This is a genomic window from Marichromatium gracile, assembly GCF_004343155.1.
In the GTDB taxonomy this organism is placed as follows: Bacteria; Pseudomonadota; Gammaproteobacteria; order Chromatiales; family Chromatiaceae; genus Marichromatium; species Marichromatium gracile.
Map to the genome: position 1 here is coordinate 29,260 of NZ_SMDC01000007.1, position 13,367 is coordinate 42,626.

Here is a 13,367-nt window from a genome sequence, read left to right on the forward strand (position 1 = left end):
CCGCTCGGCGCGGCTGAGCCCGGATCCGGCGCGGGGCCGCCGCTGTGATCGCGACGGCGCGCGCGCTGCCTTGCCGTTGATGCAGCACGGACCATGCCTTGTTATCGGCCTTGGCGTCCATTCGAACAGTGGAAAATGTAGGGATTTTGCGCGCGCTCAATCCACCGGCAGTTGGGTACGTTCGAACACCCGCCGCAGCACGAAGCTCGAGTGCACCCCGGAGACCCCCTCGATACGGGTGATACGCTCGATCAACAGTGCCTGATAAGCCTCCATGTCGGGGACGATCACCTTGAGCTGGTAATCGGCGTCGCGCCCGGTGATCAGCAGACACTCCAGGACCTCGGGCATCGCCGCCACCGCCCGCTCGAAGCGCTCGAAGCGCTCCGGGGTGTGGCGATCCATCGAGATGCTGATGATCACCAGCAGGTTGAGCCCGAGCGCCTGGGGCGAAACCAGGGTGCGATGGCCGGTGATGATGCCCGCGGCCTCGAGCGCGCGTACCCGACGCAGACAGGGCGAGGGTGAGAGCCCGACCCGCTCGGCGAGGTCCTGGTTGCTGATGCGTCCGTTGTCCTGTAGTTCGGCGAGGATCCGGCGGTCATAGCGATCGAGTTTCATCAAGGCTCCGCGGTTGCGTCTTCAGTTGTCTGGATGTTTTCAGAGTTGGCATTTTATTGCGCGAAACGCGCTTTTGCGGCGCGAATTCGCAATCCTCTGCCTGAGCCTCCGGCGTAGACTTACAACCGTCGGCCAACCAGCCGCCAACCACCGGCAGACGCCCACCAGGCGCGCGCCGAAACAGGCTCGATGTCCCAACCAGGACGAGAGCGGCCGAGGGTCCTTACCGGGACCAGGCACAGGAGACGACGCTCGCCATGTCTCTGCGCGACGACAGCGCGAGGTCGTCACTTCACAGGCCCTCAGGGTTGACTGCCGGGAAAGACCGGCCCCGATTCATTCGCGGGTCGTCGTCGCACGGCCCGCGTCCCGCCCCGCCGCGTGTCAGCGGCGGGCATCCCCGCCAAGGAGTAGAGCGCATGACCCGCTTTGATCATCGCCGCTACCGGCCGTCCCCGGCGATGGCCATGCCCGACCGCCAGTGGCCGAACCGCACCGTCGAACAGGCCCCGCGCTGGGCCAGCGTCGATCTGCGCGACGGCAACCAGGCACTGCTCGAGCCGATGGATGTCGCGCACAAGCAGCGGTTGTGGCGATTGCTGGTCAAGCTCGGCTTCAAGGAGATCGAGGTCGGTTTCCCGGCCGCCAGCCAGCCCGATTACGACTTCGTGCGCTGGTTGATCGAACACGACGAGATCCCCGAGGACGTCACCGTCCAGGTGTTGGTGCAGGCGCGCGAGGCGCTGGTCGAGCGCACCTTCGCGGCGCTCGCCGGCGCACCGCGGGCGATCGTCCATGTCTACAACTCGACCTCGCCGGTACAGCGCGAGCGCGTCTTCGGTCGCGACCGCGCCGGGGTGATCGAGATCGCCCGCAACGGCGCGCGGCTGTTGCGCGAGGCCGCGGCACGTCATCCCGAGACGCGCTGGACCTTCGAGTACTCGCCGGAGAGCTTCACCGCCACCGAGCCCGACTACGCCCTGGAGGTGTGCGAGGCGGTGCTCGCCGAGTGGGCGCCGACGGTCGATCGCCCCTGCATCATCAACCTGCCGGCCACCGTCGAGGTCGCCAGCCCCAACGTCTTCGCCGATCAGGTCGAGTACATCTCCACCCGGCTCTCGCGACGCGAGGCGGTGGTGCTCTCGGTGCACCCGCACAACGACCGCGGTGGTGGCGTGGCCGCCGCCGAGTTGGCGCTGCTCGCCGGCGCCGATCGCGTCGAGGGCACCTTGTTCGGCAACGGCGAGCGCACCGGCAACGCCGATCTGCTGACCCTGGCGATGAACCTCTACAGCCAGGGCATCGATCCCGAACTCGACCTCTCCGACCCGGCCGAGATCGTCGCCGTCTGCACCGAGTGCACCGGGTTGCCGGTCCATCCGCGTCACCCCTGGTTCGGCGAGCTGGTCTATACCGCCTTCTCCGGCAGCCATCAGGACGCGATCCGCAAGTGTCTCGCCCGGCAGCGCCCCGACGCGCCCTGGGACGTCGCCTATCTGCCGATCGACCCGCAGGATCTGGGCCGTGACTACCGCGCGGTGATCCGCGTCAACAGCCAGTCGGGCAAGGGCGGGGTGGCCTTCGTGCTCGAACAGGACTACGGCTTGCGCCTGCCGCGCTGGTTGCAGGTCGAGTTCGCTCAGGTGGTGCAGCGCGAGAGCGAGCGCCACGGCGGGGCGCTTGCCGCCGCCACCCTCTACGCGCTGTTTCGCGAGCACTATCTGCGCGAACAGGGACCGGCGCGGTTGATCGGCTACCAGCTCGACCATCCCGGTCACGACCGCGTCGAGGCACGGATCGACGCCGGCGAGGGCGAGCAGCGCTGGTGCGGCGAGGGCGAGGGCACCATCGCCGCCTTCGTCGATGCCTGCGCGCGCCGCTTCGACCGCAGCCTGCGGGTGCGGGATTATCAGGAGCACGCGCTCGACGGCGGCACCGAGGCCGAGGCGGTGGCCTATGTCCAGCTCGAGGTCGACGGCGTGCCGATCAGCGGCGTGGCGACCGATCGCGATACCGTGACCGCCTCGCTGCGCGCCGTGCTCCAGGCGCTCAACCGCGCCGCGCTGGCCCGGGCCGAGGCCGCCTGATCGGCGCGCCATGCCCGTCAAGGATATGACGGGCATGGCGCGCACGGGTTATGATCCGCTCCCGGTGGCGGGATCGGAGACGCTCCGCCGAGGCGGTGCATGGGGCACCCCCTGTATGGATCTCGCCGCGCAACCGACGTAGAGTAGCCGGTTGGACTACGGAGCGGCAGTCTGAGCCCATGGATCTCCGACATCACCCAAGCGAATCCCCGGCCGATCACACCCCGGACGCCGCTGCGCGCTGGGACGTCCCGGACCTGATCGACCTCGAATACTATCTCGACGCCGACGAGCGCGCGCTGCGCGACGAGCCCGCCGCCCGTCAGCGTCTCACCGAGCGCGATCGCGCGCTCTATCTCGAACACATCCAGGCGCCTCTCGACGGCGCCGCGCCCCACACCCAGGAACACCGTCGCGCCAGCCTGCGTCGCTGGCTCGCCGAGCGTCGCGCGCGCGAGCCCGCCGGCATGGGCGCGCTGCTGCCCGGCGCGGCCTTTGCCTCGGCGCAGCGACTGGGCAACCTGTTGCTCGGCGGCGCCGGCTTCCTGCTCGGCGTGGCGGTGGCCTCGGCGCTGCTCAACTACGACGGGCTGCAGCCGGTCAGCGTCACCTGGTACCTGTTCCTGCTGGTGTTCGTACAGTTCGCCCTGGTCGTCGCCCTGGTCTCGACCTGGGTGACGCGCCGGGTGCGCACCGGCGCGGCGATCGGCCAGGACCTCTCGCTGCTGACCCGTCTCATCCAGCCCCAGCTCAGCAAGGGCGCGGGCTGGTTGCAGCACCAGCGCCTGGCGCACAGCACCGAGGAGGTGCGCGAGCGCGCCCAGTCCACCCAGGGGCTGCTGCGCGCGCAGTATGCGCTCTACGGTCCGATCGCCTACCTGCCGCTGCTGATCCCGGCCCAGCTCTTCGGGGTGGCCTTCAACCTCGGGGTGATCCTCACCACGGTGATGCTCGAGTGGTTCACCGACATCGCCTTCGGCTGGGGCTCGGCGCTCGCCGTACACCCGCAGACCATCCACGACCTCGCACGGCTGATCGCCACCCCCTGGGGCTGGCTGTTCGGCGAGGGCGTCGGCTATCCGACCCTGGAGCAGATCGAGGGCTCGCGGATCTATCTCGAACAATGGGCGATGTCCTCGGTGGCCCGGCCCGACCCCGAGCACCTGCGCTCCTGGCGCTGGTTCCTGGTGCTGGCGGTAATCTCCTACGGGCTGCTGCCGCGGCTGCTGCTCTACTGGGCCTCGCGCCTGGTCCTGCGGCTGTCGCTGGAGCGGCTGCCCTTCACCCATGGCCGTACCCAGGCGCTCTATGCGCGGATGCTCAACCCCCGGCTCGACTTCACCGGGGTCGGCGGCGAGGGCGGAGCCGAGATGCACATCCCGGCGCCGGTTGCCCCCGGCGAGCGCAAGCCCAAGGAGGCGGGTGAGCCGCGCGCCAAGGTGCCGCTGCACGTCGCCCGGCCCTGGCGCGATCAGGTGCAGCGGCGCGCTCCGGTGCCGCCGCAATCGACCCCGGTGGACGAGACCTCGACCCCGCCAGCCGCCATTCGGTCGGCGCCAGAGACCGCCGCTCGACCGGCGGTCCCTGCGGTCCCGACCATGCCGGTGACGCCGCCCGTCCCGAGCGCGGCACCGTCCGTGGGCGAGGTCGCGGCGGCGGATTCGACCGCCGAGACTGCGGCGGGGACGCCTGGGCCCCGAGCGACCCCGCCGGTGTTCGAGCAGGTCGCCGAGCCCCCGGTCGAGGACCGGACCTCGGCGTCCGAGCCCGTCACCGAGCCCGAGGCCGAGCCGAAGGCGGCGCCGGCGGCCGCCGAACCCGAGGGAGTGCCCGAGCCCCCGCGGCCGGCGGTCGAGCCGGTCGTGGAGCCTGCGTCAGAACCGGAACCCGAGCCCGAGCCGACACCCCGACCCGAGCCCGAGCCCGAGCCCGAGCCAGAGCCAGAGCCAGAGCCAGAGCCAGAGCCCGAGCCCGAGCCGCACGCGGCATCTGAGTCGGGAGAGGGGCAGGAGAGGGTTGGCGATACCGGGGCCGCGCGTCTCATCGAGCCCGATCCGGAGGCCGCGTCGAGGACCGAGCCCGCCGCGCAGTCGGTCGCGGCGGCGTCGCAATCGTCGATCGTGTCCGACGCCGTCTCGTCGGTGGATCAGGCGCGCTCGACCGCGGCGCCCGAGGCGGATGAGCGCGAGTTCGAGAACAAGGCGCCCGAGTCCGTCGCCGAGCCGGAATCCGAGCAAGGGGGCGAGGTGACCGAGGGCGAGACCGAGCCGGAGGCGGAGAAGACGACCGCCGAGCCCGAAGGAGCGCCCGAGCCCCCGCAGACGCAGGCCGCGACGCTCGTCGAGTCGGCCGCAGAGCCCACGTCAGAAGCGGAACGCGTGCCGGAACCCGAGCCCGAGTCGACACCCCAACCTGAGCCTGAGCCTGAGCCTGAGCCTGAGCCTGAGCCTGAGCCTGAGCCTGAGCCTGAGCCCGAGCCTGAGCCTGAGCCTGAGCCCGAGCCCGAGCCCGAGCCCGAGCCCGAGCCCGAGCCTGAGCCCGAGCCCGAGCCCGAACCCGAACCCGAACCCGAACCTGTGGTGCCGGTGGCCTCAGGCGCTGGGCCGCGTTTCGCCCCCGACGGCTGTCTGCTGCTGATCCATGTCGACATCGACGACGTGCTCGAGCCCGAGGATCAGCCGCGACTGGCCGCGCTGCTCGCGCAGCACACCGGGTGGCGGATCGGCGCCCGGGCGCCCTTCGGCGCCGGCAGCCAGATGACCGAGGAGGCGCTCGCCCTGGTGACCGACGGGGCCTGGGAGGCGCCGCCGGCGCGCATCGCCATCATCCAGGACGGCTCGCAGCCGCCGATCACCGAGAACCTGGTGTTCCTGCGCGAGCTGCGCGCCGCCGCCGGCACCCAGGCACAGATGCTGCTCGCGCTGGTCGGCGACCCCGAGGACGAGGACCGCCTGCCGCCGCTCAGCACCTTCGATTACACCGACTGGCAGCGCAAGATCGAGCAGATGGCCGACCCCTATCTGCGTCTCGAGATGCTGGCGCCGCAGCCGCAGCCGCAGGATGGAGAAGATTGATGGCGGTGAAGATCCCACGCCTGGCGATCATGGGACACCCCAACGCGGGCAAGTCCTCGGTGGTCGCCACCCTCACCGAGAACGACCGGATCGCGATCGACAAGCGCGCCGGCACCACCACCGAGTCGACCAGCTACCCGGTGATCATCGATGGCCGCACGGTGGTCGAGTTCATCGACACCCCGGGCTTCCAGAACCCCAACGCCATCCTCGAGTGGTTCCAGGCCAACGAGTCGGTGGGCGATCTGGCGCGCGCCTTCGTCGACACCCATCAGCGCGACCCGCTGTTCGCCCACGACTGCGCCCTGCTGCAGCCGGTGGCCGAGGGCGCGGGCATCATCCTGGTGGTCGACGGCTCCAAGCGCATCAAGGAGAAGGACCGGGTCGAGATCGAGCTGCTGCGTCTCACCGGCCGTCCGCGCATGGCGATCCTCAACAACCTCACCAACCAGGATCGCCACATGGCGCAGTGGCAGGACGCGCTGAGCAAGGCGTTCAACTCGGTGCGCGAGTTCAATGCCCACCGCGCCACCTACAGCGAGCGCATCAAGCTGCTCGAGGCGCTCAAGAGCATCGATCAGCGCTGGGAGGAACGCGTCGAGGAGGCGATCGACGCCTTCGCCTGCGACTGGGAGCGGCGCACTGACCAGGCGGTCAACACCATCCTGCAGTTGCTCAAGGATGCGCTCTCCTATCGCGTGACCCGTACCGTGAAGAACGGCAAGCTGGTGTTCAAGACCGGGCGCGAGCGTATCCGCGACGAGGTCGCCGCCGAGTTCGAGCAGGGGCTGCGCCAGCTCGAACTCGACGCCCAGGAGCATGTCCGCGCCAACTTCCGCCATCATGTCTGGAACCTGCCGCCGGACTCCATCCTCAACCAGGATCTGTTCTCCGACGAGGTCGGTCAGGCACTGGGGCTGTCGCGGCGTCAGCTGGCGATGGTCGGGGTCGCCGCCGGTGCCGCCTCCGGGGCCACCGTCGATCTCGCCGCCGCCGGTCACTCGCTCGGCGCCGGGGCGCTGATCGGCGCCTTCACCGGCGGCGTGCTCGGACTGGTCGGCGGCAAGGCGCTGGCCAAGCTCGATATCGAGCGCGCCCCCGGCACCCAGCGCTTCACCATGGGGCCGGTCTCCGACCCGCGCTTCCCCTTCGTGCTGCTCGATCGCATCGTGCTCTACAGCGCGCGGGCGATGAACTGGGCGCATGGTCGTCAGGCCGCCGACGAGGAGGCGGCGAACAAGGTCCCCGAGCGCGTCGCGGTGCGCCGTGGCTTCTCCGAGGAGCTCACCCAGTCGCAGCAGCGTGAGCTCGCGCGCTTCTTCCAGGCCGCGCGCCGCGGTCGCGACTGCGACCGCGAGGCGGCCTGTCGCGAGATCATCAAGGAGATCCTCTCCGGCGTCGCCACCAGTCGGATCGACAGCCGCGCCGACATGTAGCCGACATGTCATGGCTTCATCCCGTCCGCGAGCAGGGCCGCGCGCGGGCGGTGTGTCCTTCATCCCATCCAAGGCGGCCCGTGCGATCGACCAACCATGCAAGCCAACGACATCCTCGCCATCGATCAGGCCCATGCCTGGCACCCCTATACCTCCACCCGCGATCGCGACCCGGTCTATCCGGTGCGCGCCGCGCGCGGCTGCCGCATCGAGCTGAGCGACGGGCGCGAGCTGATCGACGGCATGTCCTCCTGGTGGTGCGCGATCCACGGCTACAACCACCCGGTGCTCAACCAAGCCGCGCGCGATCAGCTCGAGCGCATGGCGCACGTGATGTTCGGCGGACTCACCCACGAGCCGGCGGCGCAGCTCGTCGAGCGGCTGGTGGCGATCACCCCGGAGCCGCTGCAACACGTCTTCCTCTGCGATTCGGGCTCGGTCTCGGTGGAGGTGGCGATCAAGATGGCGCTGCAGTTCTGGCAGGCCGCCGGTCGCCCCGAGCGCCATCGCCTGATGACCATCCGTCGCGGTTATCACGGCGATACCTTCAACGCCATGTCGGTGTGCGATCCGGTCACCGGGATGCACCACCTGTTCAGCGCCACCCTGCCGCAGCAGGTCTTCGCCCCGGCGCCCGAGTGTCGCTACGGCGAGCCCTGCACGCCGGCGGCGATCGCCGAGTTCGCCACGCTGATCGAGCGCCACCAGCACGAGCTGGCCGCGGTGATCCTCGAACCCATCGTCCAGGGCGCCGGCGGCATGCGCTTCTACAGCGCCGACTACCTGGCGCAGGTGCGAGCGCTGTGCGATCGCTTCGAGGTGCTGCTGATCGCCGACGAGATCGCCACCGGCTTCGGGCGCACCGGGCGGCTGTTCGCCTGCGAGCACGCCGGCATCGCCCCGGACATCATGACCGTCGGCAAGGCACTGACCGGCGGCTACATGACGCTCGCCGCCACCCTCGCCAGCACGCGCGTGGCCGATACCATCTCCGGGGCCGAGCCCGGCGCCTTCATGCACGGACCGACCTTCATGGGCAATCCGCTTGCCTGCGCGGTGGCCAACGCCAGCCTCGGGCTGCTGCTCGAGGACGACTGGCAGGGCCGGGTGGCGGCCATCGCTGCCGGGCTCGAGCGTGCTCTGGCGCCGGCGCGCGCGCTGCCCGGGGTGGCCGAGGTGCGGGTGCTGGGCGCGATCGGTGTGGTCGAGATGACCGAACCGGTGGCGATGCGCGAGATCCAGCGTCGCTTCGTCGAGCGTGGCGTCTGGGTGCGTCCGTTCGGTCGGCTGATCTATCTGATGCCCCCCTTCGTGATCACGCCCGAGGAGCTCGAGGCGCTCTGCGCCGCGGTGGTTGCCGTGGTCGCCGACTCGGCCGCGGACTGATCTCGCTGCCGTCCTGGCGTTGTTTCCGCCCACCGCTGCCCTGATCTGGTGGCGGTGGCGGTAATCGTGGAAACAAATGGCATCCACCACATTTGCCGTAGCAGGGTGGCCTGCGCCTCGGCACAATGCCTCTCCCGGAGGGTGAGACCGCCCGCCGGCCTGGTCATCGTCGCCCCGGGCGCCGATGACGGCGCATCCAACCCCAGCTCAATCGACCAAGGGACACCGTGAATCGTCTGCTCAAGTTGTTGCTGCCCGTCCTGATCCTCGCCGTCGGTTTCGGTGTCTTCCAGTATCTCAAGCAAACCCGCCCCGATCGCCCGGTCACCGAGACCCGCGAGCGGATCTGGCGGGTGGCGCTGGAGCCGCTCGAACCGCGTGCGCTGGCGCCGATGCTCGAACTCTACGGCCAGGTCGAGAACCCCGACCTGCTGCGCGCGGCGGCCTCGGCCTCGGCGCGGGTGGCGCGGGTGCTGGTGCGCGAGGGTGAGCGGGTGGTGCCCGGCCAGCTGCTGCTCGAACTCGATCCGCGCGATCTGGTGCCGGCGCTCGCCCGCACCGGCGCCCAGGTCGCCGAGCTCGAGGCCCAGCTCGAGAGCGAGCGCAACGGTCAGGAGAGCGATCAGGCAGCGCTCGAACAGGAGCACCGCCTGCTCGAACTCTCCGAGGACGCGGTGGCGCGCGCCAAGAGCCTCACCCGCCGTCAGGTCGGCTCGCAGAACGACCTCGACATCGCCGAACAGGACCTGGCCCGTCAGCGTCTGGCGGTGAGCGAACGCAGCATGCGCATCGCCGACTACCCGGCGCGCCGGCGCGCCCTCGAGGCGCGGTTGCAACAGGCCCGTGCCGAGTACGAGGAGGCGCGACTGGCGTTCGCCCGCTCGCGCGTGGTCGCGCCTTACGCCGGGGTGGTCAGCGCGGTGGAGGTCGCTGTGGGCGATCAGGTCAAGACCGACGAGGTGCTGCTCTCGCTCTATCCGCTCGCCGGGCTCGAGGTGCGCGCCCGCATCCCCGCGCCCTATCAGGCCGAGCTTGCCGCCGCGCTGCGCAACGCCGGCTCCTTGCCGGCCTCGGCGCTGGTCGATGGTGGTCGTGTCGGGCTGGTGCTCGAGCGGCTCGCCGGCGAGGCCGATCCGAGCGGCATCGACGGGCTCTTCACCCTCACCGAAGGGGCCGAGTGGTTACGTATTGGTCAGATGCTCACGCTGCGCCTGGAGCGTCCGTTGCGCGAGTCGGTGGTGGCGGTGCCCTTCGCCGCGGTCTACGGCGGCAACCGGGTCTATACCTTCGTCGACGGGCGGATGCGCGCGGTCGCGGTGCGCACCCTGGGGAGCTGGTTCGCGCCCGATGGCGAGGAACGGCTGCTGGTCGCGGCGCCCGAACTCGTCTCCGGTGACCAGCTGGTGGTCACCCACATGCCCAACGCCGTCGACGGGCTGCGGGTGGAGGCGCATCAGTGAGCCGGGCGCGTCGGGCAACGGGACATCGCAGCGACCTGATCGGGCTGTTTGCACACCACAAGGTCGCGGCCAACCTGCTGATGGTGATGATGATCCTCAGCGGCATCTTCGCCCTCGATCGGCTCAACATCCAGTTCTTCCCCAACTTCGATCTCGACATCGTCAGCGTCCGGGTGGTGTGGACCGGGGCCAGTGCCGAGGACGTCGAGGATGGCATCACCAACCCGCTCGAGCAGCGTCTGCGTAGCGTCGACGGACTCAGTGACCTGACCTCGACCTCCTCGCAGGGGATCTCGGCGATCACCCTGGAGTTCGACGAGGACACCGACCCGCTGCTCGCGCTCGATCAGGTCAGGCGGCTGGTCGACAACTTCCGCAACCTGCCGCAGGACGCCGAGAAGCCCGAGGTGGCGCTCGCCACCCGCTACGAGACCGTGGCGCGGCTGCTGGTGAGTGGCCCGGATCGCCCCGAGGAGCTGCGTCATCTGGTGCGCCGCTTCGAGTCCGAGCTGCTCGATCGCGGGATCGACAAGGTCGACATCCGCGGGTTGCCGGAGGAGGAGATCAGCATCGCGGTCGACCACCAGCGTCTCGAGCAGCTCGGCCTGAGCCTGGGGCAGATCGGCGATCGGGTGGCCGCCTTCAGCCGCGATCTGCCGGCCGGTCAGGTCGGTCGCGCCGAGGCCGCGCGCGAGCTGCGCAGCCTCGACAAGCGGCGTGATCCGCTGGAGTTCGCCGACCTGCCGGTGGTGACCGAGGAGGTGCTGCAGATCGATCTCGGCGATGTCTCCGAGATCGAGCGGGTGCCGCGCGACGGTCAGCTGCTGCTCACCGTCGATGGCCGTCCGGCGGTGGAGATGGTGCTGCAGCGCGCCGAGCTCGGCAATTCGCTGGAGGCGGCGCGGGTGCTCGACCAGTGGCTCGCCGACACCCGCCCGACGCTCTCGCCCGGGGTCGAGCTGGTGGTCTACGACGCCGCCTGGCAGTTGATCCGCGACCGCATCATGCTGTTGGTGAGCAACGGCGCCGGGGGCTTGATCCTGGTGGTGGCCATCCTCTTCCTGTTTCTCAGCGGACGGGTGGCCTTCTGGGTCGCCTGGGGCATCCCGGTCTCCTTCATGGCGACCCTGTTCATCCTCTATCTCGCCGGCGGCAGCATCAACATGATGAGCCTGTTCGCGCTGATCATGGCGCTCGGCATCATCGTCGACGATGCCATCGTCGTCGGCGAGGACGCCCAGGCCCATCACCAGATGGGCGAGGATCCGCTGCTCGCCGCCGAGGGCGGGGTGCGGCGGATGCTCGCCCCGGTGCTCGCCTCGTCGTTGACCACCATCGCCGCCTTCCTGCCGCTGATGCTCGTTGGCGGGATCATCGGCAACATCCTCGGCGCCATCCCGCTGGTGGTGGTGGCGGTGATCCTCTCCTCGCTGCTCGAGAGCATGCTGGTGCTGCCCGGGCACCTGCGCGGGGCCTTCGTCCACGCCCATCGCACCCAGCCGGGCTCGTTGCGCGCGCGTCTCGATCGCGGCTTCGAGCGGCTGCGCGACGAGTTCTTCCGCCCGCTGGTGACGCACGCCGTGGAGCACCGCTTCGCCACCATCAGCGCGGCGGTGGCGCTGTTGATGATCGCCGTCGGCCTGCTCGCCGGGGGGCGCATGACCTTCGTCTTCTTCCCCACGCCCGAGAGTCAGATCATCAATGCCAATGTGACCTTCGTCGCCGGCACGCCGCGCGCGCGCGTCGATGACTTCCTCGAACATCTCGACCACACCCTGCGCGAGACCGAGGCGAGCTTCGATCAGGGGCGGCTGGTCAACCTGGCCATCGCGCTGCACGGCAGCAAGCCCGAGAGCGCCGGCTCGACCGCCGATCAGCTCGGCGGGCTGCGCGTCGAGCTCACCCCGACCGATGCGCGCACGGTGCGCAACGCCGAGTTCATCCGCGCCTGGCGCGCGCGCATCGAGCAGCCGCCGGGGCTGGAGTCCTTCACCATCACCTCGCGCCGGGCCGGACCGCCGGGGCGTGATCTCACGGTGCGTCTCAACGGTGCCGAGGCCGAGACCCTCAAGGAGGCCGCGCTGGCGCTCTCCGAGGCGCTCAAGGGCATGCCCGGGGTCGGTGAGGTGGAGGACGACATGGCCTATGGGCGCGAGCAGATCATCTATCGGCTCTCGCCGGCGGGCGAGGCGCTGGGGCTGACCGTCGAGGACCTGGGGCGCCAGCTGCGCAACGCCTTCGACGGCCAGCTGGTACAGATCTTCCAGGACGGCGCCGACGAGGTCGAGGTGCGGGTGCGGTTGCCGCGCGCCGAGCGCGACCAGCTCGGCGCGCTCTATCGCTTCAACGTGCGTCTGCCCGACGGTTCGGCGGTGCCGCTGAGCGCGGTGGCCGAGTGGGATTCGCGCCGTGGCTTCGAGATCCTGCGTCATGCCGGCGGCAAGCTCGCCGTCGAGGTCTCGGCCGATGTCGACTCCGAGGTCAGCGAGGTCGGCGCGGTGCTCGAGTCGCTCGCTGCCGGGCCCTTGCCCGAGCTGCAGCGTCTCCACGGTATCAGCTACTCGTTCGAGGGACGCTCGGCCGATCAGCGCGAGACCCTGGGGGACATGCGCAAGGGCCTGCTGCTCGGGCTGATCCTGATCTATATCATCCTCGCCTGGGTGTTCGCCTCCTACGGCTGGCCGCTGGTGGTGATGGCCGCCATCCCCTTCGGTCTGACCGGGGCGCTGTTCGGGCACTGGTTGATCGACATCGACGTCACCATCCTGTCGCTGTTCGGCATGTTCGGCCTCTCCGGGATCGTGATCAACGATTCGATCATCCTGGTGAAGTTCTATCAGCAGTTGATCGACCAGGGGCTGGGGCGCCAGGACGCCCTGGTCGAGGCTGCCTGTCAGCGTCTGCGCGCGGTGTTGCTGACCAGTCTGACTACGGTCGCCGGGCTGATGCCACTGCTCTTCGAGACCTCGGTTCAGGCCCAGTTCCTGATCCCGATGGCGACCTCGATCGCCTTCGGTCTGGCCTTCGCGACCCTGTTGGTGTTGCTGGTGATCCCGGCGCTGCTGTCGGTGCACGAGAGCATCCATGCCCGGTTGCAGGCGCTGCGCGTGCGGCCCGCCTGAGCACGCTGCGTTTGCCAAGGACGAGGCCAGGGCAGTAGGCTTCGGCCATCATCCCCGTGACGTCGGTTGCGGCGTGACTGGGGATTCGGGGTGAAGCGGTCTGGTGATGCGAAGGGATCGAACCATGCAGCAGTGTTGCGGTTGGATGCCGGCCGAGCAACGGCCGGTGGCGGAGATTCAG

7 protein-coding genes are annotated in these 13,367 nt (G+C 69.8%); 6 read left to right on the forward strand and 1 reads right to left on the reverse strand.

The annotated features are described in order from the left end of the window. Positions 1-156: 156 nt before the first annotated feature. On the reverse strand, positions 157-621 hold the full coding sequence (locus tag EDC29_RS11060) for an Lrp/AsnC family transcriptional regulator (RefSeq protein ID WP_123140366.1): 465 nt from the start codon (positions 619-621) through the stop codon (positions 157-159). Positions 622-1,040: 419 nt separating this feature from the next. Here EDC29_RS11060 and leuA point away from each other — a divergent pair, with 419 nt between their 5' ends. The 6 genes from leuA to EDC29_RS11090 all read left to right on the forward strand — a co-directional run bounded on the left by leuA (position 1,041) and on the right by EDC29_RS11090 (position 13,186). Beyond that, positions 1,041-2,708, forward strand: coding sequence for a 2-isopropylmalate synthase (gene leuA / locus EDC29_RS11065; RefSeq protein WP_132229833.1), 1,668 nt, complete (start codon positions 1,041-1,043; stop codon positions 2,706-2,708). Positions 2,709-2,887: 179 nt separating this feature from the next. Then, complete coding sequence (locus EDC29_RS11070) at positions 2,888-5,782, forward strand: DUF2868 domain-containing protein (protein WP_132229835.1); 2,895 nt, start codon at positions 2,888-2,890, stop codon at positions 5,780-5,782. Next, positions 5,782-7,218, forward strand: coding sequence for a GTPase/DUF3482 domain-containing protein (locus EDC29_RS11075; RefSeq protein ID WP_123142573.1), 1,437 nt, complete (start codon positions 5,782-5,784; stop codon positions 7,216-7,218). Before EDC29_RS11070 ends, EDC29_RS11075 begins: the two co-directional genes overlap by 1 nt. A gap of 96 nt (positions 7,219-7,314) precedes the next feature. Next, positions 7,315-8,604, forward strand: coding sequence for an adenosylmethionine--8-amino-7-oxononanoate transaminase (gene bioA, locus EDC29_RS11080; RefSeq protein ID WP_132229837.1), 1,290 nt, complete (start codon positions 7,315-7,317; stop codon positions 8,602-8,604). A 227-nt stretch (positions 8,605-8,831) separates the two neighbouring features. Beyond that, complete coding sequence (locus tag EDC29_RS11085) at positions 8,832-10,064, forward strand: HlyD family secretion protein (protein ID WP_132229839.1); 1,233 nt, start codon at positions 8,832-8,834, stop codon at positions 10,062-10,064. Then, on the forward strand, positions 10,061-13,186 hold the full coding sequence (locus EDC29_RS11090) for an efflux RND transporter permease subunit (RefSeq protein WP_123140360.1): 3,126 nt from the start codon (positions 10,061-10,063) through the stop codon (positions 13,184-13,186). Before EDC29_RS11085 ends, EDC29_RS11090 begins: the two co-directional genes overlap by 4 nt. Positions 13,187-13,367 lie beyond the last annotated feature (181 nt).